Consider the following 23864-nt stretch of genomic DNA (forward strand, 5'->3'; position numbering starts at 1 on the left):
GTCAGCCTTCCATTCTGGAGGTCGGGGCGGATGCCGCGGCCGCGGCGGCAGCTCCCGGCCGCGGCCGGGTCGTGACCTTCTCGATCGGCAGGTCGCGCGCATCCGCGTGGTTCAGCTGCACGATCCGTTGCACGTAGATGCCGGCGAGGTGCACGTCGTCCGGATCGATCTCGCCCGGTTCGACGAGCTCGTCGACCTCGGCAATGGTGATCCGGCCGGCCATCGCGGCCGGCGGGTTGAAGTTGCGGGCCGATTTCTCGAAGACGAGGTTGCCGTGGCGGTCGCCGCGAGCGGCGCGTACCAGGGCGAAGTCGGTGACGATCGCCTCCTCGAGCACGTATTCCTGCGTCTTGCCGAGCGAGGAGAACACCCGGGTCTCCTTCGGCGGTGAGGACACCAGTACCTCTCCACCCGGTCCGTAGCGCCAGGGCAGGCCGCCGTCGGCGACGAGGGTTCCGACGCCGCTCGCGGTGAAGAACGCGGGGATGCCGCTGCCGCCCGCGCGGAGCCGCTCGGCGAGGGTGCCCTGCGGAGTGAGCTCGACCTCGAGTTCGCCGCCGAGGTAGCGCCGGGCGAAGTCCTTGTTCTCGCCGATGTATGACGCGATGACCCGGCTGATCCTGCCCTCCCTGAGCAACTCGCCGAGCCCCCAGCCGTCGACGCCGCAGTTGTTGGAGACGACCCGGAGGTCGGTCGTGCCCCGGTCGAGCAAGGCGCGGATCAGCACGATCGGCACGCCGACGAGGCCGAAGCCGCCGACGGCGAGGGAGGCGCCGTCTGGGATGTCCGCGACGGCGGCCGCCGCTGAGGTGAACGTCTTATCCATGGAGCAGTCCTTCGGTTCGGTTCGGTTCAGGGACGTGACGGGGTCTGGGACGAGTCGGCGCCGGGCTCGGCATCCGGGGCGCACTCGGCAGGCAGGGCAGCCTCCTCGTCCAGGGCGGCGAACGTCGTGCGGGCGATCGAGAGCGCCGAGTTCGCGGCAGGCACCCCGGCGTAGATCGCGGTGTGCAGCATCGCCTCGCTGATCTCGGCGCGGCTGAGCCCGTTGGTGAGCGCGGCGCGCACATGCATCGCGAGCTCGTGCTCGTGGCCCCCGGTGATCAGGCAGGCGAGGGTGAGGAAGCTGCGGGTGCGCCGGTCGAGGCCGGGCCTGGTCCAGATCTCACCCCAGGCGTAGCGGGTGATGAAGTCCTGGAAGTCGGCGGTCTCCGGGGTGATCGCGGCCGTCGCGGCATCCACGTGCGTGTCGCCCAGCACGGCCCGACGCACGGCCAGGCCCGCGGAGTACACCTCTGCGACCGTGCGCGCGGCGGGTTCCCGGGCGCTGGGTCGCCCGATCGGGTGCTCGGCGGGCGGGGCCGGTGGCGTTTCCATGAGCTGGTCCAGCAGCAGGCCGGCGAGCTCCCGTGGCCGCTCGAGGGAGGGCAGGTGGGCGGCTCCGGCGATCTCGGCATACCGGGCACCGGGAACGGCCGCAGCGAGCTCGGCGACGAGGGCACGCGGCGCGGCGAGGTCGAGTTCCCCTGCCACGCACAGCATCCGCAGGGGGATGCCGGCGACCGCCTCGCGCGCGTCGAAGCCGGCGAGCGCCTCGCAACAGAGCGCGTACGACTCGTCGTCGATGTCGAGGAGCCGGTTCAGCGCTCCGGCGCCCGCCGCGGGATCGCGCTCGAGGAACCCGGGGGCGAACCAGCGTTCGGCGCTGCCGATCACCATCGACGGCGTTCCGCTCGCCCTGATCCGCGCGGCGCGTTCGTGCCAGCCCTCCGCGGTGCCGATCCGCGCCGCTGAACACACGACGCTCAGGCTCAGCAGGCGTCCCGGGTGTCGGATGCCGAGCTCGAGGCCGACCGCGCCGCCGAGCGAGATCCCGGCGTAGTGGAAGGACTCCGGTGCGGCGTCCGGGCCGAGGGCGGCGGCCGTCGCCGAATCGACGAGGGCGATCACCGCGTCGGCGAGTTCGGCGACCGTGAACGGTTCCCGCGCGGCCGGGCTGACCCCGTGTCCGGGCAGGTCGAAGCTGAGCACCCGGAGATTCGGGGCCGACGGCGCGCCCAGCGCATCGACGACCGCGTCCCAGAGCGTCGTCGTCGTGCCGAGCGAGGGTCCGAGGACGAGCAGCGGCGCCCGACCGGCGGGACCGACCGGACCGGCCGGACCCGCCGGATCGGGGCGCAGCGTGCCGCGAAGGAGAGGCTGGGTCATCGGGAATCCGTCCTTGACTGGTGTGCGGGAACTGCCTGCTGTGCGGGAACTGCCTGGCTTTCGGGTGCTTCCGGCTCTGCAGGCGCGTCCGGTTCGAACTGCGCCCGGAACCGGGCGAGCACCCGGTCGATCGCTGCGGAACCCTGGCCGAGGTCGGTGTCCGCGTCGAACGCGGCCCAGGCCTGGGCTCGCAGGGCGTCGGTCACGCCCGCGGTCGAGCCCTCTGCTGCAAGCAGCCCTCCCAGTGTCACCCGCAGGGGTCGCCGGGTCTCGTGGGACTCCTCCGCGGCCCGCTGCACGAGCGCGAAGGCCCTGGTCCTGCCGAGTGCCTCGGCGAGGAGCGTGGTCACGCGTTCGCTGAAGACGAGCCCGTCCGTGAACTCGAGGTTGACCCGCATCCGCCCGGGGTGGATGTCGAGCCGCCCGGCCAGGTCCGCCGCTCCGGTGACCGCGGACACCGCGAGCCGCTCGAGGTCCCGCAACGTCTGCCACTCGGCGTGCCAGGCGCCGCTCGGGCGCTGGTCCTCTGCCAGCAGGCTGCCGTAGAGCGACCCCAGCAAAGCCGGGGACTGGCGCGCTGCGGCGGTGACGAGCACGGCCGTGACCGGGTTGCGCTTGTGCGGCATCGCGCTGGAGCCGCCCTGCCCTGCGCCGAGCCGCTCGTTCACCTCGGCGATCTCGGTGCGGGACAGCACGGACACGTCGAGGGCGAACGCCCCGGCGACGCCGGTCACCGCGGCGAGCGCGGATCCGAGCTCCACGACCGGCAGGCGGTCCGTGTGCCAGCTGAGCAGCGGCCGGCGCAGCCCGAGCCGGGCGGCGAACCTTTCCGTGACGACGTCGACGGCCGGGGTGCCCGAAGCGGATGCCGCCGGCCCGGAGACCCCGGACCGGGCGTTCGCGATGGCGGTGAGCACCGCGAGGTTCCCGACGGCGCCGCCGAGTTGGGCGGGCAGCGCCGCGCGCACCCGGGCGAGGGCGGTGGCGGCCGTGAGCACGGCGTCCAGCCAGCCGGCCGCGACGAAGCCGAAGCTCGTGGGCGAAGCCTGCTGGCCCAGGGTGCGGCCGGCCATGATCGTGTTCCGGTGCTGCCCCGCGAGCACGGCGAGCGCGGCGGCGAAGTCCCCCAGCCGGTCGGCGAGCTCGCCGCAGACCCGGTCGGCGATGAGCATCGCCGACGTGTCGAGGATGTCCTGGCTCGTGGCTCCGACGTGGATGTGATCGGAGGACCCGGCGCGCACGCGTTCCGCGGCGAGGCCGAGGTGCTTCACGAGCGGGATCACGGGGTTGCCGCCGCCGCGCCCCTCCCGGGCGATCGCACCGAGGTCGAGCGCACCGGCGTCGGCGAGCGTGTCGCACACGCCGAGCATCCACTCGGGGGCGAGTGCAGCGTCGACGAGCGCCCGGGTCAGGGCGAGCTCGGTGTCGACCATCGCCTGCAGCCAGGCGGCGTCGCTCGTGAGCGTGGTGGCCTCGCTGCCGTGGGCGAGCGGGGCGAGCAGCCCGGCGTCGAGAACGGGCTCAGGCATCGAAATCCAGGAACACGGTCTCGTTCTCACCCTGAAGGTGGATGTCGAACCGGTACGAGGCCGCGCCCGTCGGCCCGGTGCCTTCCGGGACGCAGACGAGGGTATGCCGCCGGGCCGCCGGGACCGCGGTGAGCACGGCATCCGCGGCGTTCCGCTCCGCATTCCCGGGGAAGTAGGCCCGGGTGAACAGGTGGTGGATGAGCCCCCTCGCGAACACGGCGACGAGCACGTACGGCGCACCGCCTGCGACCGGGCCGGGCTCGACCGTTGTGAAGGTGTAGTGGCCGCCGAGGTCGACGGCCGCCCTGCCGAAACCGGTGAAGCCGAAACCGTCGCGGGCGAGGGAGCCGCGCTCGTCCGGCAGGGCTCCGGTCTCGTCGGCCTGCCAGATTTCGAGGATGGCGTCGGGCACCGGATCCCCCGCACCGTCGAAGACGGTGCCGTGCAGCCGGATCGCCCGCGGGTGGTGGCCGGGCACGAGCTCGGCTCCCCCGTCGTACGGCAACGCGAAACCGTAGAACGGGCCGACGGTCTGCGCGGGGGTCTGCACGTACCGGGTTTCCGGCGCTGCGGACGGTTCAGTCATGGGCTTCTTCGCTTTCCATCCACGTCGACTTCGGACCGGTGAGCACGATGTCCCAACGGTAGCCGAGCGAAAACTCGGGCACGCTCAGGTCGTGGTCGTACACGCCGATCAGCCGGGCGCGCGCCGCGGGATCGGTGATCGACTGGTAGATCGGGTCGAGCGCGAAGAGCGGATCACCCGGGAAGTACATCTGGGTGATCAGTCGCTGGGTGAACGCGGTGCCGAACAGCGAGAAGTGGATGTGCGCCGGGCGCCAGGCGTTCAGGTGGTTCCGCCACGGGTACGGGCCCGGTTTGATCGTCGTGAACGAGTACTCGCCGTTGTCGCCGGTGATGACCCGGCCGACGCCGGTGAAGTTCGGGTCGAGCGGGGCCGGGTGCTGGTCGCGCTTGTGCACGTACCGGCCGCCGGCGTTGGCCTGCCACACCTCGACGAGCTGATGCCGCACCGGGCGACCCTCGCCGTCGAGCACCCGCCCGGACACCGTCATCCGCTCGCCGAGCGGCTCGCCGTTGTGTTGGATGGTCAGGTCGCTCTCGAGCGGGCTGACGTCGCTGTGCCCGAAGGCCGGCGAGTGCCGTTCGATCTCCTCCGGGTCCGCCCGCACGAGCTCGTGGGTCGGGTGCCGCAGGATCGAGCTGCGATAAGGCGGGTAGTCGCGACGCGGGTGCAGCTCAGGGGCGTTGCCCTCGGCAACGAGGGCACGGGCATCCGCCTCGATGGCCTGCATCTCTGCGGAGATCTCGTGTTGTGACGTGGTCATGGTCGATGATTCCTCTCGGGAGAATGGGGCTAGAACGGCAGGCCGGAGTACTGCTCGGCGAGTTCGCGCTGGGCATGGACCGAGCCGGTGACGTAGTCGAGGCGGCCGAGCTGGCTCTGGTAGTCGAACTCCATCGTCTGCAGGTCGGTGCGGTTGCGGTGCAGCAGGTCGGTCATCCACTGCGAGAACTGCTGCACGCGCCACTGGCGACGGAGCGCCGCCTCGCCGTAACCGGAGAGGAGGGCGTCGTCGTCCGCGTAGTGGGCGGCGAGGGCTGCGGCGAGCATCGTGACGTCGGCGATGGCGGAGTTGAGTCCCTTGGCCCCGGTCGGCGGCACAATGTGTCCGGCGTCCCCCGCGAGGAAGAGGCTGCCGTACGCGAGGCGGGAGGCCACGAAGCTGCGCATCGGCGTGATCGACTTGTCGGTGATCTCGCCCTCCTGGAGGGTCCAGCCCGGCACGCCGAGGCGAGCGTGCAGGGTCTCCCAGATCCGTTCGTCGGGCCACTGCTCGAGCGAGTCTGCGGTGTCGACCTGCAGGTAGAGCCGGGAGACGTGCGGCGAACGCATCGAGTGCATGGCGAAGCCGTCCTCGTGCAGCGCGTAGATCAGCTCGTCGGTCGACGGCGCCACGTTCGCGAGGATCCCGAGCCAGGCGTACGGGTAGCTCCGGTCGTAGAGCGTGATGGCTTCGCGGGGGATGCTGGCGCGACAGACGCCGTGGAAGCCGTCGGCGCCGACGACGAAGTCCGCCGCGATCGTGTGTGCCTCCCCCGCGTGGGTGAACGTCACCCGGGGTGCGCTCGACTCGAGGTCGTGCACCGCGACATCCGCCGCCTCGTAGTAGATCGTGGATCCGGCACTCGTATGCGCGTTGATCAGGTCTTTCACGACCTCTTGCTGGCCGTAGACAGTGACGCTGCGGCCGATGAGCTCCTGGAAGTCGACGTGGTGGCGCTCGCCCCGGAACTGCAGGTAGATGCCGTCGTGTTCGAGGCCCTCCGTCCGGATGCGCTCGCCGAGCCCCAGCCGGGTGAGGGTCTCGACGGCGCTCTGTTCGAGCACGCCGGCCCGGATCCGGGCGAGCACGTAGTCCTGGGTGCGGTTCTCGACCACGATCGAGTCGATGCCGGCGTCCCGCAGCGCCCAGCTGAGGAGAAGACCGGCGGGACCTGCGCCGATGATGGCGACACGGGTGTTTTCTGGGGACACGGGGTTCTCCTAGCGACGATGACAGGTGATCGCACCATCTTGCGGAGTCAACGGCACCCCCGAGGTGGTGGTTTCCACTGAGTGAAAGACCGTCCGGCGGATGCCCAGCCTCGGCTCAGCCCGTGGCGCGGCGGTACCCGAGCGCCCTGCCCACCCCGTGGGCCGCAACGCGCACGGCCTGTTCCTGCTCGGGGCTCGGCCGGGGTGTTGTGCGCGTGACGATCGACACGGCCGCAACCACCTGCCCGGTTCTGTCCCTGATCGGCGCCGCGATCGAACTCGACCCGGCCGTCATCTCCTCGGACATGCGGGCGATGCCCTGGCTGCGGATGCCGGCCAGGCGCCGCCGCAACTCCTCGGGGTCGGTCACCGTCTGCGGCAGGAACCGCGGCAACGGTCCCGCCAGGTACTCCTGGATCACCTCGTTCGACGCGTTGGCCAGCAGGACGAGGCCGACCCCGGTCGCGTGCAGCGGCAGGCGGCCTCCCACGCGGGAGATCACCCGCACGGCCTGGTGGCCGGACAGCTTCTCGAGGTAGAGGGCGTCGCCTCCGTCGAGGATGGCGAGGTGCACGTGCTCATGGGTCGACTCGTACAGGTCTTCCAGATAGGGCAGGGCGATCGTGCGGAGGTTCCGCGCCGTCGGCGTCTGCACGCCGACCTCCCACAACCGCATCCCGAGCGCGTACCGGCCGTCCTCCTGGCGGGCGAGGCCGCCCCAGCTCGTCCACTCTCTGACGAGGCGGTGCACCGTCGTCAGCGGGATCCCGGTGCGCTGCGCGATCGCGGTGAGGGTGAGCGAACTCGCCGGCGGCGCGGTGAACGCGTCGAGGATGGCGAAAAGCCGCGCGGCCACACCGCGGTCATCGACCGGGAACGCCGCAGCGCCCTCGGTTCCCCTCGACTGTGCGGGCTTCCCTGACATCAGCACCACGCTACTCGCCCCCCACACCGGCGGGGAGCATACTGTGGGGCAATGGCGAATTCACGCTCCGGCGACTCCCTGCTGTCCCGGCTCGTGACGATTCTGGACGCCTTCGGTTCGCATCGCTCGTCCATGACGATCTCCACGTTGTCGCGACGGGTCGGCATGCCGCTTGCGACGACCCACCGTCTCGTCCTTCAGCTCCTCGACGAACGACTCCTCGAACGCGACGCGGACGGAGAAGTGCGCCTCGGCATCCGGCTGTGGGAACTCGCCTCCCGGGGATCCCGCACCACGGACCTGCGCGAAATCGCGCTGCCCTTCATGGAAGACGTGCAGGCCGTCGTGCAGCAGCACACGACCCTGAGCCTGCTCGACAGCGAGAACGTGCTCTACATCGAGCGGCTCACGACCCGCGGGTCAGCGGTGAACATCACCCAGATCGCCGGTCGGCTGCCGATCCACGCGTGTTCGTCCGGCCTCGTGCTGCTGGCGTATTCCCCGCCGGAATTCCAGGACGACGTGCTCGGCCGGGAGCTCGTGCGCTACACGGAACACACCGTCACCGAACCTGCGGCACTGCGCCGGCTGCTGGCCGGGATCAGGCAGCTCGGCCATGCCTCCGTGCCCGGGATCATCGTTCCGGACACGACCGGGATCGCCGTTCCAGTGTTCGAACGGGGCGACCGGGTGATCGCTGCACTGAACGTGATCGTCCCGTTCGGCGAGGAAGACCTGCGCGCGACCGTCCCTGCGCTGAAGACCGCGGCGCACGGCATCTCCCGGGCCCTCGGCGCCGACCGGCCGCGCGGCGGAACAAGCCGGATGCCGCGGGCCGTCTGACCGGGACGCCCCGGGTCACCGGGCCCGGTCCCCCGACGAGTTTTCCTCCCATTGAATGGGAGGGGCACGATGAGCGAGCCCGACCGTTGACAGTCTTCAGAAACGCAAAATTCTTGTGTCAACGACGACGGGAGTGGGATTCGATGCGAATTCTCCAGGGCAAGCCGCAGGACCGATTCGATGTCGTGGTGGTGGGGTCCGGCGCCGCGGCGCTCGCGGCCGCTGCGACGGCGGCCAACGAAGGCAAGAGCGTTCTGGTCGTCGAGAAGTCGGCCCTACTCGGCGGCACGTCGGCGGTGTCGGGCGGGATGCTCTGGGTCGCCGCCAACCACCTTGCCCGTGCGGCCGGAATCGACGATTCTCCTGCGGACGCCGCCCGCTATGTCCGGGCCGTCTCCCGGGGCAGAGGCCGGGACGACCTGTTCGATGCCGCCATCACCCGCGGCGACGACATGCTGCGCTACCTCGAACGCGAGCTCGACGTGGCCTTCCTGCTGCTCGACAACTTCCCGGACTACCGGATGGACCTCGACGGAGCCCTCGACGGCGGACGCACGGTCGAACCCGCGCTCTACGACGCCGCCGCCGCGCTCGGCCCGCTGCGGGCGCACATACGCACCGACGGCCGGGCGCCGTTCACGATGCAGGAGTACGAGAACTGGGGCGCCTTCACGCACTTCCCCTGGGCCGAGCTCGCTGCGCGGGAGACGGCCGGCCTCGTCGCCAAGGGGCAGGCGCTCGTCAGCATGCTGCTCGCCTCCTGCCTTGGGAACGACGTGACCCTCGCCGTCGAGGCCCGCGCCGAACGGCTCGTCGTCGTCGACGGCCGGGTCACCGGCGTCGTCGTCGACGGACGCACCTTCCACGCGAACGACGGCGTCGTGCTCGCCAGCGGCGGCTTCGAATGGGACAAGCGGCTCGCCGACGGGTTGCTCCAGACCCGGCTTCATGTCGTCTGCTCTCCCCCGTCGAACACCGGAGACGGCCTCCGGATGGCCCAGCGCCTCGGTGCGCGGACCGGCGGGACCCGTGAGGCCTGGTGGGCGCCGATGTCGGTCATCCCCGGGGATCTCCGCGACGGCGAGCAGGTCGGCACCCTGCTCCGCTTCGAACGCCAGGGGCCCGGCTCGATCATGGTCAACCAGCACGGGCGCCGTTTCGCGAACGAATCCCAGAACTACAACGACCTCGCCCGCTCGCTGCATTCCTGGGACCCGGCGGCCAATGCCCCGCTGAACACCCCGGCCCACGTCGTCTTCGACCACGCCTTCCTCGAGCGTTACGGCGTCCTGAGCCACCGCGCCGGACAACCGACGCCGGCCTGGCTGCTCGAAGGCGCCACCCTGGCCGACCTCGCCGCGCGCATCGGCGTCGACCCTGCCGCGCTCGCGGACACGGTCGGCCGCTTCAACCACTATGCCGAACTCGGCCAGGACCCCGACTTCGGCAGGGGCGGCAGCCGCTACGACACCTACTGGGGCGACGCGGCGAATGTCTTCCCCAACCCGAGCCTCGCCCCGCTCACCACCGGGCCGTACTACGCGCTCGCGGTCGTGAACGGCGCCTTCGGCACCAGCGGCGGGGTATCGACGGATGCCGTCGGCCGCGTCCAGGACGTGGACGGCGACCCGATCGCGGGACTCTTCGCGGCGGGGAACATCGCGGAGAGCGCCTACGGGGCCGGCTACCCCGGCGCCGGCGCGACCCTCGGACCCCTGATGACGATGGGCTACCTGATCGGTCGCACCCTCGCGGGGCAGCCGGCCGGCTACCCCGCCGAGGTCCCCGCGGCGGCGGCGGCCCGGTGATCCGCCACGTCGTGCTGTTCCGGTTCGAGGACAGCTTCACCCCCGGGATCGAACGCCGCTGGCGCAGCGGTCTCGACGGCCTCGTCGGCAGCGTGCCCGGGCTCCGGTCACTCAGCGTCGGGCGGGACGTCGGCGGGGAGGCGCGGTCCTGGGACTGCGCCATCGTCGCCGACTTCGACTCGCTCTCCGACGTCGCCGGCTACGCCACGCATCCGCTGCACACCCCACTGATCGCCCTGTCCGCGCCGCACAGCCGGCAGATCGCCTCCGTCGATTTCGACCTGCCCACCCACCGAAAGGACTCCACGGAATGACCATCACCGACACGGCCGCAACGGCCGCAACAGCCGCGACCCCGCAGGGCCGCGTGCAGGGCAAGATCGTCATCGTCACAGGAGGGAGCGGCGACCTCGGCAGCGCCTGCGTGCGGCTCCTCGCCGGCGAGGGCGCCCTGGTCGTCAGCCTCGACGTCACCACGCCGGCCGAACCGTGGCACGAGCCGGGGGTCACCTCGCTCGAGCTCGACATCACCGACCCGGACCAGGTCGAGCGCGCCATCGCGCGGGTGCTCGCCGACGTCGGGGTCCCCGACGTGCTCGTGAACGCGGCCGGCATCATCGGGAGGGCGGCCCCGTCGCACGAGTCGACCCTCGCCGAGTTCGACCGGATCTTCAACGTCAACGTCAAGGGCACCTGGCTCATGACGAAGTACGTGGTCCCCGCAATGATCGCCGCGTCGCGCGGCAGCATTGTGAACTTCTCGTCGATCCACGGCATCACCGGCGGCAGGAGCGTTCCGCTGTACCACGCCACGAAGGGGGCCGTTCGGCTGCTCAGCAAGGCGGATGCCGCGACCTATGGCGAGTTCGGCATCCGGGTGAATTCGATCCACCCCGGCTCGATGAACACCCGGATGAGCCGCACGGCCGCCGAGATGAGCCCGATCGGGCCGAAGGCGTACTACCGCCAGCTGGTCGACGGCAATCCGCTCCGCCGCCAGGGCGAGCCGGAGGAGATCGCATACGGCGTGCTCTACCTGGCCAGCGACGAATCACGCTTCACGACCGGTTCCGAGCTGGTCATCGACGGGGGCTACACCGCCGTCTGAACCAGGCTTCCCTTCCCGAGTCCCACTCGCCCCAACCCGCCCCAACCCAACCAGGCACCTTGTCAAAGGAGACAGCATGTCCAGCACGGTTCCAGCTCCGACCATCCCCCAGAGGATGCCGCGAAAAGCCGCCGCAGCGGCGTTCGTGGGCAGCGCCCTCGAGTACTACGACTTCTTCATCTACGGCGCGGCGGCCGCCCTCGTCTTCAACCACATCTTCTTCTCCGCCGCCGACCCGGCGATCGCGACGATCGCCTCCCTGGCGACATTCGGCGTCGGCTACGTCGCCCGGCCGTTCGGCGGGCTCATCCTCGGCCACTTCGGCGACCGGATCGGCCGGAAGCGAGTGCTGATCCTCACCCTCGTGATCATGGGGGTTGCGAGCCTCGCGATCGGCTTCCTGCCCACCTACGACCAGATCGGGGCATTCGCGCCCGCCCTGCTCGTGCTGTGCCGCCTGGCCCAGGGCTTCTCGGCCGGAGGGGAAGCGGCAGGGGCGAGCACCCTCGCGATCGAGCACGCACCCGAACACCGCCGCGCATTCTTCTCCGGTTTCACGATGACCGGGTATGCAGCCGGGATGGTTCTCGCCACCATCGTCTTCATCCCGGTCGCCGCCCTTCCGGAGGACCAGCTGTATACCTGGGGCTGGCGGGTGCCGTTCCTGCTGAGCGCGGTCGTTCTCGTCGTCGCCTACATCGTGCGCTCCCGTCTCGACGAGACGCCGGTCTTCGCCGAGGCGAAGTCAGTCGCCGCCGTCGAGAGGTTCCCGGCCGCACAGGTGTTCCGGCACCAGTGGCGCGACGTCGCGCGCGTGCTCGTCTGCTCCCTGTTCGCCGTCACCCAGACCGTGTTCACGGTCTTCGGACTCGCATACGCCACGAGCCCCGCCGTCGGGATCGATCGCGGCACGATGCTCTGGGTCGCGACCGTGTCCATCGCGGGCTCCCTCGTCACCATCCCGCTCTTCTCGGCCCTGTCGGACCGCGTCGGGCGCCGCCCGGTCTGGATCGCCGGGACCCTGGGTTCCGCGGCGACGATCTTCCTCTACTTCTGGGCGATCTCGACCGGGTCGATCCCGCTCATCTTCCTCGGCGGCTTCCTGAACATGACCCTGTTCTATTCGATGGTCAACGGGCTCTGGCCGTCGTTCTTCACCGAGATGTTCGCCGCCCCGGTGCGCTATTCCGGCTTCGCGATCGGCACCCAGCTCGGATTCCTGCTCGCCGGCTTCGCTCCGAGCATCTGTTACGCCCTGCTCGGGAGCGGGATCGACGGCTGGGTGCCGGTCGCCGTCTTCACCGCGGCCACCATGGTGCTCTCGGCGATCGCCGCCGTCACCGCCCGGGAGACCTTCCGGGTGCCGACCGCCCTGCTCGGGGCACACGCCCTGCGCGTCGCGGCACCGGAGACCGCCCCTGCTGCGTCACCGACGACGGTCGGCGCTGGCTAGTGTCGGCGGGGTGACGTACACTCCCAATATCGAACATTTGTTCGATAGGTACGGAGGAGTCACCGAATGCCCCAGATCATCGACACCCGCGTCGACGTCGAGCTCTCGGCCGATGGCGACCCCCTGGCATTCACGTGGGACCGCTTCGAACACACCATCATCGGGCAGCCGCAGGCGGTGTTCACCCGCACCCGCTGGTGGGAGAACGACGGGGTTCCGACCCGCATCGACACCGAGCTGTGGCGGGTCGACGCGGCCCGCGGGGGCGAGGAGCAGCACCGCTACGACCTGCGACGCGACGTCGACGGGTCGTGGGTGCTCGCCCTCGACTGGGGATGAACGGGAACGGCACGGGCGTGCCCGCCGGCGGTTTCCCGCACCTGCACGTCGCGAGCGCATACTCGACGCACTACGGGGTGACGCTCCCCGAGGCCCTTGCCGGACAGGCGAGGGCTCAGGGCTCCTCCTTTCTCGCCCTCACCGATCGCGACGGACTCTATGGGGCGGTCAAGCACCTGCGGGCGTGTGTGGCGGAGGGCATCCGTGCCGGCCTCGGGGCCGACCTCGCGGTGCACGACGACGACCTGCTTCCACTCGGCCGTGTCGTTGTGCTCGCGCACGGCGGCACCAGCGGCCGCGGGTATGCGGCGCTGTGCCGCGCCGTGTCCGCCGCCCACCAGACGGTCGGGGCGGGAGCCGGGTCCGAGCCGAGCATCGGCCGGTCCGAGCTCGCCGAACTGGCCGGGCTCCGGACCCTGACCGTGCTGCTCGGGCCGACCTCAGACGTCGGCGAGGCGATCGAACGCCGCGCGACGAAGGAGGCCGGCGCCCGGTTGACCGCCTGGCAGCGGTCAATGCCCGCCGCGTCGGTGTGCCTCGAAATCGTCTGCCACCTCGCCGAACCCGGCAGCCCGGGCAGCGTCACTCCCGCCACCCGCATGCTCGCCCTCGCCGAACAGAGCGGTCTGCCCGCCGTGCTCACGAACGCCGTGCGTTATGGCGAACCGGAGGACGCGGTCACCGCAGACCTTGCCGACGCCGCACGCACCCTGACCCCGCTCGCCGAGCTCGAGCAGCCGCAGACGAACGGACAGGCCTGGCTCAAACCGGCGGGGGCGATGCGGCAGGTGGCCCGCATGGTCGTGGACGCCGGGCTGCACGACGACGGCGCGCTCGCCCGGTTGTTGCGCGACACCGAACTGCTCGCCGACCGCTGCACGCTCGACCCGCAGGCGGACATCGGCCTCGGCACCCCGCGGATGCCGGAGGCGCGCGTGATCGGCGTCACCGGCGACCCGCTCGCCGAACTCTGGAAACGCGGACGATCCGGCGTTGAGGAACGCTACGCGGCATCCGGTCGACCGGCCGTCGAAGCGGCGCACGCCCGCCTCGAGTACGAGATGGCCACGGTCGAGCACCTCGGCTTCGCGAGCTATTTCCTCACGGTCTCCCGGGTCGCCGACATCGTCAGGGGCATGGGCGTGCGCATCCAGGCCCGTGGCTCCGGCGTCGGCTCGGTGCTCAACTACGCCCTGCACACCTCCTCGGTCGAACCGATCGCGAACGGCCTGCTCTGGGAACGGTTCCTCTCCCCCGAACGGCAGACCCTGCCGGACATCGACCTCGACGTGGAGTCGGCCCGCCGCCACGATATCTACCGCACCCTCTTCCAGACCTTCGGCAGCGACCGGGCCTCGCTGATGTCGATGACCAACGCCTACCGTGGTCGTGGCGCCGTCAGGGACGCCGGGCTCGCCCTCGGCATGGACCCCGGGCAGGTGTCGGCGATCGCCAAGCAGATGTGGCGGTTCAACGCCCGCGACTTCCGCCGCGCCCTCGAGGAGAAGCCCGAGCTCGAACCGCTCGCCGCCGAGGTACGCGCCTCGCAGCAGCTCGACCAGCTCGTCGACCTCACGGCACGGCTCGACCGGCTGCCCCGGCACATCTCGGTGCATCCGTGCGGCGTGATCCTCTCGGACGCGAGCCTGCTCGACCGCACACCGGTGCAGGCCTCGGGCATGGGACTGCCGATGTCCCAGTTCGACAAGCACGACATGGACCCGATGGGACTGATCAAGCTCGACATCCTCGGCGTACGGATGCAGTCGGCGATGGCGCATGCCGTCGAGGAGCACCGACGCCTCACGGGCGAGAGCATCGACCTCGACCGGATCCCCCTCGACGACGAGCCGACCTACGAACTCATCCGCTCGACGCGCACCCTCGGCATCTTCCAGCTCGAGTCTCCCGGCCAGATGGAACTCGTCGGCAAGCTGCAGCCCGAGGTCTTCAACGACCTCACCGTGGAGATCTCGCTGTTCCGGCCGGGCCCGATGAAGAACAACATGCCCCTGCTCTACCTGCAGGCCACGCATGGCGAGGTCATGCCCGACTACATCCATCCGCGGTTCGAGCCGATCCTGCGGGAGACCCGCGGCGTCGTCATCTTCCACGAACAGGTGATGCGGCTCTTCGACGAACTCACCGGCTGCGGCCTGGGCAAGGCGGATGTCTTCCGCAGGCACCTGGGGAAACCGGAGCAGTTGCCCCTCATCGAGGCATACGTGCGGGAGCAGGCCCTGACCCGCGGGTTCCCTCCGGCTGTGATCGACCGGATCTGGACCGTGCTCGCGGGCTTCGGCAGCTTCGGCTTCGCCAAGGCGCACGGCGCCGCATTCGCCCTGCCCACCTACCAGTCCGCCTGGTTGAAGACCCATCACCCTGCGGTGTTCCTCGCCGGACTCCTCACCCACGACCCGGGTATGTGGCCGAAGGACCTGCTCGTGGCGGAGGCCCGGGTGCTCGGGGTTCCCGTGCTGCCGCTCGACGTGCAGCACAGCGTCCTTGACTACCGGGTCGAGGACCTTCCCCCAGGCTATGCCGCGCTCGTCCGGACCGAACCGGAGCCGACCGAACCGGAGCCGACCGAACCGGTGCCGGCCGGGCCGGCCGGTCCGCGCCGCGGCATCCGCCTGGCTCTGCCGGAGCTCTCCGGCAGCACCGCCGCCGAGCGGGCCCGGATCGTACGGCACCAGCCGTTCTCCTCGCTGCAGGACTTCCGGGACCGGGTGCGGCCCCGGCGGTCGAGCTTCGAGGCGCTCGCGCGGGTCGGCGCCCTCGACAGCTTCATCGGCTACGACCGCGAGCGACGGCACGAGCTGCTCGCGCATATCCAGTCGCTCCGCGGCACGGCCGTCACCGTGCACGACGACCAGCTCGCCTTCGAGGTCGACCTGCCGGTGCCCCGGTACACCGGCGACCGGTTCACCGCCGTCACATCCCTTGAGCTGCGCGGCCGCACCCAGACCGAACTCGAGCTCCGTGACCTGAGCCTCGCCGTCTCCGGGCATCAGCTCGCCCGCTTCTATCCGCTCTTCGCCGAACTCGGCGTCACCCCGGCGTCGGCCCTCGCCGACCTGCCCGGCGGCACCGAGGTGCTCCTCGCGGGAGTGCGCCGGGCGACGAACACCCCGCCGATGCGCGGCGGGCGTCGCGTCGTGTTCGTGAGCCTCGACGACGGCACCGGACCGGTCGCGAACGTCGTGTTCTTCCATGACGCCCAGGAACGCATCGGCGGTCCGGTCTTCCAGACCAGGCACCTGCTCGTCCGCGGCCGCACCCGGCGCTCGGGTGCGAAGGGCGTTTCGGTCACGGGCGACATGCTCTGGGACCTCCCCGATGCCGCGCGGCTGGTCAGACAGCGGCACAGCACCGAGCGTGCGGCGGAGAAGGCAGCGGGCGACGAGGCCAGGGCCGAGGCCCTTGCCGCCGAACTCGCCGCTGTCGCTCCAGCCAACGTGCACCGGCTCTGGTCCGTGCGCTCCGCCTGACCCGAATCGGTGAGGGCGGATGTGCGGGTTCCGGACAGGCGAATGCCCCGGTGTCGCAGGTGCGACACCGGGGCATTCGGTGGATCCCGGTGCGGGCCGCTCGACTATCGAGCCGACGGCCGGAGAGTGCCTGTTGCTACTGCGAGACCTGGCTGGTGGTCTCGACGGTCAGCCACGGGCCGGCCGGGACATCGGCACGATCGACGAAACGCCAGTTGACGTGGTCGTTGTCGCCGTCGAGGTCGGCGAAGCCGAGGCATCCGTTGAGGGCGGGTGACACGTCGGTGCCTGCACCCTGGCTCGGGTCGCCGCTGAACTGCTTGTTCACCGGACGGGCGTCGTTGCTTCCGAACACGTAGGCCGCGTCGTGGTACAGCGATCCGCTCGAGGGACCGGCGTCTTCGACCTGTCCGTAGCACGTCTTGCCATTGGGGCCGGTGAGCTGGACCCAGTGGTTCTTCATGTACGAGTAGTTCGAGTCGCCGTGGTGCGCGCTGTACGGTGCCACGTTCGCCCACGGTACGACGGTGTCACGGTTCGCGAACGCCGTCGCGTCGTTGATGTCGTCGTACGGGAGGTCGAGGTAGAACGGGTTCTCGAGCGGCTTGGGCTGGCTGGTCGGGAAGTAGCCGTTTGCGGCTGTGCGCTTCTCGGTCGTGCAGGTGAACGTCGCAGCGGTCGCGCCGCTGGACGGACCATCGCACCCGCCGACGGGCGAGCCGCCGCAGCCGGTGTCCGTGGAGGATCCGAGCTGAACGCCGGTGTGGTGGAGCGCCCACTTGCTGTCATAGGTGCTGCAGACCTGGCTGCCGTCGCTGAGGTTCGCGTTGAAGATCTCGCCGACCCAGAAGGTCGTCGACACGATGTTGGTGTGCAGCGGGGACGTTCCGATGGCGATGGGGGGCGGCGTCGGAGTCGGCGTCGGAGTCGGAGTCGGCGTCGGAGTCGGAGTCGGCGTCGGCGTCGGAGTCGGAGTCGGAGTCGGTGCCGGGGTGGGCTTCGGAGTCGGCGTCGGAGTCGGCGTCGGCGTCGGGGCCGGGGTGGGCTTCGGAGTCGGCGTCGGCGTGGGCGTCGGAGTGGGCTTTGGCGTCGGGGCAGGCGTGGGCTTCGGAGTCGGCGTCGGAGTCGGAGTCGGAGTCGGCGTCGGAGTCGGCGTCGGAGTCGGAGTCGGCGTTCCCTGGTGGTGGTTCTTGCGGTGCGACCACACGCCGGTCACGGCGAGCCAGCCCGACGGGGCGCTGACGGACGACGAGCCTGACGAGGAGGACGAGGTGCCGCCGGAAGCGAAGGCACACGAGGCCGTTGTGCCGACGACGATACACAGGGCCGCCGTTGCGGCGACGATACCGCTCGCGAGCTTGTGGCGCGCGGCTGTACTACGCGGCGAGGATTTCTCGGCGCGACGAAAGAGCTGTTGCATGGAGTTTTTTGCCTTTCAGATGACCGGAACGCGCCGATCACAAATCCATCCACAGAACCTACGACACGCATTTTCGATGGGTTGACTGTAACCCATTCGGGGGACAGGGCGCCCAAAAATACCCCCAGTTTTCGACCTGCGCTAGGGGCTTGACAAATTAAAATACTGAGAGATCGCCGTGATTACGGGGAACTCAGGACAAATTCAGAATTGAGAAACTCTCAGGAAGGAAAACCCTCAGCGCGGCGTTGAAGGGGGCGCCGGTGCCGGCGTCTTCGGTTTCGGTGTCGGCGTCGGCGCCGGCGCCGGATTGGCCTCGACGAAGTCGTCTCCACCGTACTTCGCGTTCGCGACCGACATCACAGCGGGCCACATCCGGTGTCTCGCGGTCGCGGCCTGGCCGCTGTCGAAGAAGGTCGTCCGCTGGTTCACCTGGCCGGTGAGGCTGACCACCGCGACGACCGTTGCCACCTTCGTGCTCGCCCCGGTCATCCAGGTGTCCTTATTGCCATCCGTCGTCCCGGTCTTCCCGATCACGGGCACGCGCGGTGCCATGGCCCGGTTCGACTGCTGCCCGGTCCCGTTCGTCATGACCTTGTGCATGGCATACGCCATGCCGGCCGCAACAGTGGGGTCGACAGAGGCGGCGCACTCGCTGCTCGGTACGGGAACGTCCGCGCCGGTCGGACCGACGATCCGGTCGATCACGACCGGACTGCAGGTCACCCCCTTGTTCGCGATTCCCGCGAACGCGACGGCCATGCTCAGCGGGGCGATCTCGTTCGTGCCGATCACCGAGGATGCGCTCTGCAGGAGCGCGGTCGCATCGGCACGGTGCATCCGGAACGCCTCCGCCGTTTTCCGGATTCCGCACAGATCGAGTTTCTTGGCCATCCCGATGTACCCGGTGTTGATGGATCCCACGGTGGCCTCGAGGGCGCTGTAGTGCGCCCCGCTCTCGTCGGCGTCGTTCTTCGGGTTCCATTTCTCCTTGTCGTAGTTCTGGGGGCCGAAGCAACTGTCCTGGAAGGTGCCCCAGTTGGCCTTGCGGCGGGAGTCGACTCGTTCGTAGAGGGCATGGCCTTCCTTCAGCCACTCGGCCAGGGTGAATACCTTGTACCCGGAACCCGGCTGGAAGCCGCTCGAACCGCCATCGGCATAGTCGGTGTTGTAGTTGATGCTCGTGTAGTTCGCGCCCGTTGCCTCGACCGCGGGGTCCTGGCTATAGTCCTTGTTCTGCACCATCGCGAGCACCCTGCCCGTCCCCACCTGCACGCTGGCGATGACCGCGCCGACATCCCAGCCGGGGAACGTCATCGGAACGTTCTGCTTCATCGTGGCTTCTGCGGCGTCCTGAAGGTCGAGGTCTATGGACGTGTACACGTTGTACCCACCGCGCCGGAAGTTGAGCAGCCGGGTGTCGGCATCCGCCCCGAAGGTCGGATCGTTCCGAAGCACGTGGGTCACGTAGTCGCAGAAATAGGCGCTGCCGCCGGCGGTCTGGCAACCGGTACTGGGTTCATGGATGCTGGGCTCGACCGGTGCCGCGACCGCCGCCGCGTAGTCCGCAGGTCCGATCGCGCCGTACTTCAGCATCGTCCCGAGGATATAGTCCCTGCGGTCCCGGTTCGCCGCGTAGCCGTTGGCTGCACCATTGGTTGCACTGTTCGGGTCGTCGAGTTGGAACTTGACGGGGTTGTTGATGATGGCGACCAGGCTCGCGGCCTGCGGCAGACTCACGGCCGCGGCCGTCGTGTTGAAGTAGTACTCCGCGGCGGCCTCGATTCCGTACACCGTTCCTCCGAAGCCGTTGATGTTGAGGTACTGGCGAAGGATGTCCTTTTTGGAATACTTCTTCTCGACGCCGATCGCGAGTCGCATCTCCTTGAGCTTGCGCTCGGCGCTCGTGCGGGTGGCCGTGTTGTAGCAGGTGTCGCGCGCCGTCGGGTCGGGAAGCATCTCGCACTTCTGCACGAGGACGTTCTTGACATACTGCTGGCTGATGGACGACCCGCCCTGCGTCTGTCCCCCGAAGCTCACACTGAGCCCGGCCCGAATCGTCCCCTGCAGGTCGATGCCGCCGTGTTCATAGAAGCGCGGGTCCTCACTCGAGACCGCCGCATCCGTCACGAAGTGGCTGATCGCGTCCCAGCCGACCTCGATCCGGTTCTGGTCGTAGAACGAGGCGAGAAGTTGCGTCGAACCATCGCGCACTGCGTAGATATTGCTCTTCTGGGACAGCTGGTCGATCGAGAGGAATTCAGGCAGGCTTTCGAACGTGTTGATCGTGTCGGTGACGGCAAGCCCGGAGAGCGCCACGACGGGCGTCACCGACGCCGCGACCAGGAGTCCCGCGGCAGCGCTCAGGGCAACGAATCCGGACAACCCGCCGAGCACGCCACCAAAGGTCCGTCTTTCCTGGAATTCCTTCGTGCGCATCTGAACCCCCAATCACGGTTCATGGAACTCCGTGGTCGCGGGAAATGCTAGGGGTGTCTCACGATCGTTATCCGAGCGATCAGGTCAGAGAGCGTGCACGCGGTTGCCTCGCGGGTTGTGCTCGATTTCGTCACCATGCGCTGGTGACTCGAGTATGTTGCCCAGACGACTACCTGGCGGTGAAGACCAGCTTCGGTGCAACGGGGGCCTTGGCCGACTCGACCTGAAGGCCGACCCAGACACTCTGACCCGCGGGAATCGTGCTCGCCCAACCGGCGCCGGTGCACGTGATCGAGGTCTTGACCTTGACCGTGCACGTCATCCCCCAGGCGTTGGTGACCGCAGTCACGGTCGGATCGGCCCAGGTCACGCTCCACGCCTTGGCACCCGTCGCACTCGTCACCCGGAAGTCGGCGACGTACCCGGCGCCCCAGGCGCTCTGCACGTTCCATGTCGTGGTGATCGAAGCGACGCCGGGGACGGATGTCGGCGTCGCGGTCGGCTTCGGCGTCGCAGTGGGCTTCGGCGTCGCAGTGGGCTTCGGCGTCGCGGTCGGCGTCGGCGTGGGCTTCGGCGTAGCGGTCGGCGTCGGCGTCGGCGTCGCAGTCGGCGTCGCAGTCGGCGTCGGCGGAATGACGATCGGAGTCCCGGCACCGAGCAGCGGTACGAGGGCCGCAAGCTTGGCCGCCTCCGGCGTCACCCAATCGTCTTTGACGATGCCGCCGGTGTCGCCGCTGTTCGGGTTGAACGACCAGTACGCGAAGCTCATGCCGTTGCCCGAGAGGTACGGCACCAGCTTGGCGAGCCACTTCTGGTCGGAGTCGGTCGCGAGCTTGGTGCCGAACTCACCGAGGAGCACGGGTGCGATCCCGGTCTTGCTGATGTAGCCCCAGTTCTGGTCCCAGACGGCGGTGAGGTTGTCGGGGTAGTTGGCCGCGCTGAACCATTTCTGCGCCCACACCGTGGACGGGTAGTCGTGCGGGGAGTACACCACTCGGTTCGCAACGGAGAGCACGACGGGCTTGGCCTTGACGCCGCTCAGGCCGCCGCCCCACCAGGTGGATCCGCCGGTGGCCTGGTTCTCGATCCCCTCGACGAGGATCAGCAGCTTCGGGTTCACCGCGAGCACGGCGTTGCCACCGCGAGTCGCGGCGGCCTGCCAGTCGATCGCGGGGTCGCCGCAGCCCCAGCAGGCCTGTCCGTGCGGTTCGTTGTGCAGGTCGAAACCGATCACGGTCGGATCGTTCTTGTACCGGGTGGCGAGTGCCTGCCAGTCGCTGATCCACTTGGCTTCACTGTATTGCGCGGTGTACCAGAGCTCGGATTGTGCTCCGGAATCCGGACGGTGCCGGTCGAGGATGACATTGAGCCCGGCGACCGTGGCCCGAGCGATCACCGTGTCCATGAGTTGCTGCGGGGTCAGCCCCGCGAGGGTCGGATTCACCGCGTAGTTGATCGAGTTGATGGGAGCCCCACCGAGACACTCGTTCGAGAAGGGCAGGCGCACGGTGTTGAATCCGAGCGACTTGATCTGCGCGAGACCGGCGTCGAGGCCGATCGTCCAGAGCCCGTGCGGGGCGCAGTTGCTCGTCTCCATTCCGAACCAGGAGATGGCCTTGACCACGTAGGTCTGGTTGGCGGAGTTCTGGATCGTGCCCCCCGCGGTGTGCAGCCAGCCGGACGGCGCACTGACGAGGGATGCCGCTGATGCAGACTGCTGCGGAGTGGCCGTCACGAGGCCGCCCGTCACGAGCACGGCGGCGGCGATGAACGCGACCAGTCGCCCGGTGGCACCTCCGCGCCGCGGTCGTGTCGACGCCCCTGGGGCACTCCGCCACGTGGCATAGCTGTCGCGAGCACTCATGCTGGTCCCCCAGTATTCCGCGGACGTGGTTCCCGATGTCCGCCGCCCGGGGCAGCAGAATCGTCCGGTAGCCCCATAGTAGGGGTTCCCGTGTTTCGACTGCGTAACAACGGTGCCCGCGGGGTGAACGCTGCGTGTCTGCCGGGCTGCTGGACGCTCCGGGTACGGAAAACGGGCCCCGCGAGTGCCGCGAGGCCCGTTGTACTGCCGGGTGTTACCGGGTGCTCCTCAATTAGGCGACTGCGGGAACCGCGGTCTTCTTCGAAGCGTGCGGCGTGAGGACGAAGATCGCCCAGCCGAACAGGCCGACGAGGATGCCGAGGCCCATGGCGAAGAAGGAGACGCCGAAGGCGACGATCGAGGTGAAGAGCGAGGCGCGCAGCAGCGACGCGGTCATAACCGTCGGGCGCACCTTGTCGTCCTGGGCGAGCTCGGCGTACGTCTTGCCGCCGGAGGCCTCCATGGCGTGGTGGTTAATGATGTTCGCCTGCGCGAGGGCGGAGAGGGGGTTGTCGACGGTCGTTCCGGCGAGGAACGATGCGTCGGCTGCGACTGTAATCTTCTCGCCGGCCAGCTGGCTGCTGACGGTGCCCCAGACGACGCCGCCGACGAGGAGCATAACGAGTCCACCGATAATGCCGAGGAGGCCGATAATCCGAAGAATACGCGCCTGGCCGGAACCGGCGATCAGGGGCTGGGCAGCCGTTGTCGTAGCGGTTGTCATGAGATACCTTTCCTGGTGTCGCGCCTGTCGTGACACTCGTGTTACCTACCAGTCTGCCAGTAATGAAAGCGCATTCATCACATTTTCTCGGCTGATTGCAACATTGGTGGTAAACGTTTTCATCGTGACGCACGAAAGGCGCGGCATCCGTGGGATGCCGCGCCTTTCTGAGCGTCTGGGGGCCGGTTTCAGTGCCGGTTCCGCCTAGAAGACGGTCAGGCCTCTCGAGCGGAATTGCTCCCGCACGCGCTCCAGCAACTCCTTGTCGGGGGGCGTCGCCCCGTGCAGCGGGTACGGGATCTCCAGGCGGTCCCACTTGTCCTCGCCCATCTGGTGGAACGGGAGCACTTCCACGCGCTCGACGTTCGGCCAGCGAGCCACGATGTCCGCGACGGCGTCGACGTTGTCGACGGCATCGGTGAGTCCGGGGACGAGCACGAAGCGGGCCCAGACAGGGATCCCCTTTTCCGCCAGGCGATCGCCGAAATCGAGGGTCGGCTGGAGTTCGCGGCCGGTGACCTCTTTGTACGTCTCGTGAAGCCCGGACTTGACGTCCAGAAGCACGAGGTCGAGGTTGTCGAGCAAGGTCTCGGAGGCGCTCTTACCGAGGAACCCCGAGGTGTCGAGGGTGGTGTGGATGCCGAGCTTGTGGCATTCCTCGAAGATGCGCTCCACGAAGGCCGGCTGCATGAGCGGCTCTCCGCCGGAGATGGTGAGGCCTCCCCCGGTGGCGTCGAAGACGCCCTTGTAACGCTTGAGGCGCGTGACCAGGTCGTCGAGGGTGGTGATCAACCCGTCGCGCATCTTCCAGGTGTCCGGGTTGTGGCAATACTGGCAGCGCAACAGGCACCCGGACAGGAACAGGGTCATCCGGGTTCCGGGGCCGTCCACGGCGGTGACGAGCTCCCACGAATGGACGCTCGCGACGGAACCATTGTGAATGGCGGCCATCTCGAGGTGGTGGAGTTCGGCAAGTTCTGCCTGTTCGGTGCTGGGGGTCTTGCCGTTCTCCAGTGCGACCAGAGCGACGGCGGGGCCGACGCTGGGTAGGCCGAGGTTTACTGCGGGCATATTCTCGTCCTACTCAGCGTCGCCGCCATTTGTTATCGGTGGATATTCAGTGCTGGTGAAGCGTGGTGCTGGTGGTGATCAG

The 23864-nt window shown here is 69.1% G+C and carries 19 protein-coding genes; 7 read left to right on the forward strand and 12 right to left on the reverse strand.

Translation table 11 applies throughout. The features are described from left to right. Position 1: 1 nt before the first annotated feature. From MQH31_RS13115 to MQH31_RS13145, 7 genes are all read right to left on the reverse strand, one after another. Positions 2–826, reverse strand: coding sequence for a CoA transferase subunit A (locus MQH31_RS13115; RefSeq protein WP_134536388.1), 825 nt, complete (start codon positions 824–826; stop codon positions 2–4). 26 nt (positions 827–852) lie between these two features. Beyond that, a complete protein-coding gene (gene pcaDC / locus MQH31_RS20895) occupies positions 853–2208 on the reverse strand; it encodes a bifunctional 3-oxoadipate enol-lactonase/4-carboxymuconolactone decarboxylase PcaDC (protein WP_308196457.1) in 1356 nt (451 codons plus the stop codon). Next, the gene (locus MQH31_RS13125; protein ID WP_243012406.1) at positions 2205–3737 is read right to left on the reverse strand and encodes a lyase family protein; all 1533 of its coding nucleotides are present in this window, start codon (positions 3735–3737) and stop codon (positions 2205–2207) included. The genes pcaDC and MQH31_RS13125 overlap by 4 nt, the downstream gene beginning before the upstream one ends. Then, positions 3730–4323 (reverse strand): protocatechuate 3,4-dioxygenase subunit alpha, encoded by a 594-nt coding sequence (pcaG, locus tag MQH31_RS13130; RefSeq protein WP_243012407.1) that lies wholly within the window; start codon positions 4321–4323, stop codon positions 3730–3732. Before pcaG ends, MQH31_RS13125 begins: the two co-directional genes overlap by 8 nt. Then, complete coding sequence (gene pcaH / locus MQH31_RS13135; protein WP_134536380.1) at positions 4316–5086, reverse strand: protocatechuate 3,4-dioxygenase subunit beta; 771 nt, start codon at positions 5084–5086, stop codon at positions 4316–4318. Before pcaH ends, pcaG begins: the two co-directional genes overlap by 8 nt. Before the next feature lie 29 nt (positions 5087–5115). Further along, positions 5116–6297, reverse strand: a complete 1182-nt coding sequence (locus MQH31_RS13140; protein WP_243012408.1) for a 4-hydroxybenzoate 3-monooxygenase — start codon at positions 6295–6297, stop codon at positions 5116–5118. Positions 6298–6412: 115 nt separating this feature from the next. Further along, complete coding sequence (locus MQH31_RS13145) at positions 6413–7222, reverse strand: IclR family transcriptional regulator (RefSeq protein WP_243012409.1); 810 nt, start codon at positions 7220–7222, stop codon at positions 6413–6415. 51 nt (positions 7223–7273) lie between these two features. On the opposite strand from MQH31_RS13145, the gene MQH31_RS13150 reads away from it, so the two are divergent. The 7 genes from MQH31_RS13150 to MQH31_RS13180 all read left to right on the forward strand — a co-directional run bounded on the left by MQH31_RS13150 (position 7274) and on the right by MQH31_RS13180 (position 16264). Next, positions 7274–8065 (forward strand): IclR family transcriptional regulator, encoded by a 792-nt coding sequence (locus tag MQH31_RS13150; protein ID WP_243012410.1) that lies wholly within the window; start codon positions 7274–7276, stop codon positions 8063–8065. 143 nt (positions 8066–8208) lie between these two features. Next, positions 8209–9873 carry an FAD-dependent oxidoreductase gene (locus MQH31_RS13155; protein ID WP_243012411.1) on the forward strand — a complete coding sequence of 555 codons (1665 nt, stop codon included), beginning with the start codon at positions 8209–8211 and terminating at the stop codon, positions 9871–9873. Then, positions 9870–10187 (forward strand): Dabb family protein, encoded by a 318-nt coding sequence (locus tag MQH31_RS13160; protein WP_243012412.1) that lies wholly within the window; start codon positions 9870–9872, stop codon positions 10185–10187. Before MQH31_RS13155 ends, MQH31_RS13160 begins: the two co-directional genes overlap by 4 nt. Then, complete coding sequence (locus MQH31_RS13165; RefSeq protein WP_243012413.1) at positions 10184–10981, forward strand: SDR family NAD(P)-dependent oxidoreductase; 798 nt, start codon at positions 10184–10186, stop codon at positions 10979–10981. The genes MQH31_RS13160 and MQH31_RS13165 overlap by 4 nt, the downstream gene beginning before the upstream one ends. Positions 10982–11057: 76 nt before the next feature. Further along, positions 11058–12434 carry an MFS transporter gene (locus tag MQH31_RS13170; protein ID WP_243012414.1) on the forward strand — a complete coding sequence of 459 codons (1377 nt, stop codon included), beginning with the start codon at positions 11058–11060 and terminating at the stop codon, positions 12432–12434. 66 nt (positions 12435–12500) lie between these two features. After that, positions 12501–12773 carry a hypothetical protein gene (locus MQH31_RS13175; RefSeq protein WP_134536364.1) on the forward strand — a complete coding sequence of 91 codons (273 nt, stop codon included), beginning with the start codon at positions 12501–12503 and terminating at the stop codon, positions 12771–12773. Beyond that, on the forward strand, positions 12770–16264 hold the full coding sequence (locus MQH31_RS13180) for a DNA polymerase III subunit alpha (RefSeq protein WP_243012415.1): 3495 nt from the start codon (positions 12770–12772) through the stop codon (positions 16262–16264). Before MQH31_RS13175 ends, MQH31_RS13180 begins: the two co-directional genes overlap by 4 nt. A gap of 136 nt (positions 16265–16400) precedes the next feature. Here MQH31_RS13180 and MQH31_RS20705 read toward each other — a convergent pair whose 3' ends face one another. From MQH31_RS20705 to pflA, 5 genes are all read right to left on the reverse strand, one after another. Then, positions 16401–17684 carry a hypothetical protein gene (locus tag MQH31_RS20705; protein ID WP_279238762.1) on the reverse strand — a complete coding sequence of 428 codons (1284 nt, stop codon included), beginning with the start codon at positions 17682–17684 and terminating at the stop codon, positions 16401–16403. Between the two features lie 237 nt (positions 17685–17921). Then, on the reverse strand, positions 17922–20123 hold the full coding sequence (locus MQH31_RS13195; RefSeq protein WP_243012416.1) for a transglycosylase domain-containing protein: 2202 nt from the start codon (positions 20121–20123) through the stop codon (positions 17922–17924). A 169-nt stretch (positions 20124–20292) separates the two neighbouring features. Beyond that, entirely contained in the window at positions 20293–21987 is a 1695-nt protein-coding gene (locus MQH31_RS13200) for a cellulase family glycosylhydrolase (RefSeq protein ID WP_243012417.1), read from the reverse strand. Positions 21988–22219: 232 nt separating this feature from the next. Next, on the reverse strand, positions 22220–22711 hold the full coding sequence (locus MQH31_RS13205; RefSeq protein ID WP_174774856.1) for an aromatic ring-opening dioxygenase LigA: 492 nt from the start codon (positions 22709–22711) through the stop codon (positions 22220–22222). 204 nt (positions 22712–22915) lie between these two features. Then, positions 22916–23782, reverse strand: coding sequence for a pyruvate formate-lyase-activating protein (gene pflA / locus MQH31_RS13210; RefSeq protein ID WP_134536356.1), 867 nt, complete (start codon positions 23780–23782; stop codon positions 22916–22918). Between the last annotated feature and the right edge of the window lie 82 nt (positions 23783–23864).

It is taken from the genome of Cryobacterium zhongshanensis (genome assembly GCF_022760445.1).
Taxonomy (GTDB): domain Bacteria; phylum Actinomycetota; class Actinomycetes; order Actinomycetales; family Microbacteriaceae; genus Cryobacterium; species Cryobacterium algoricola.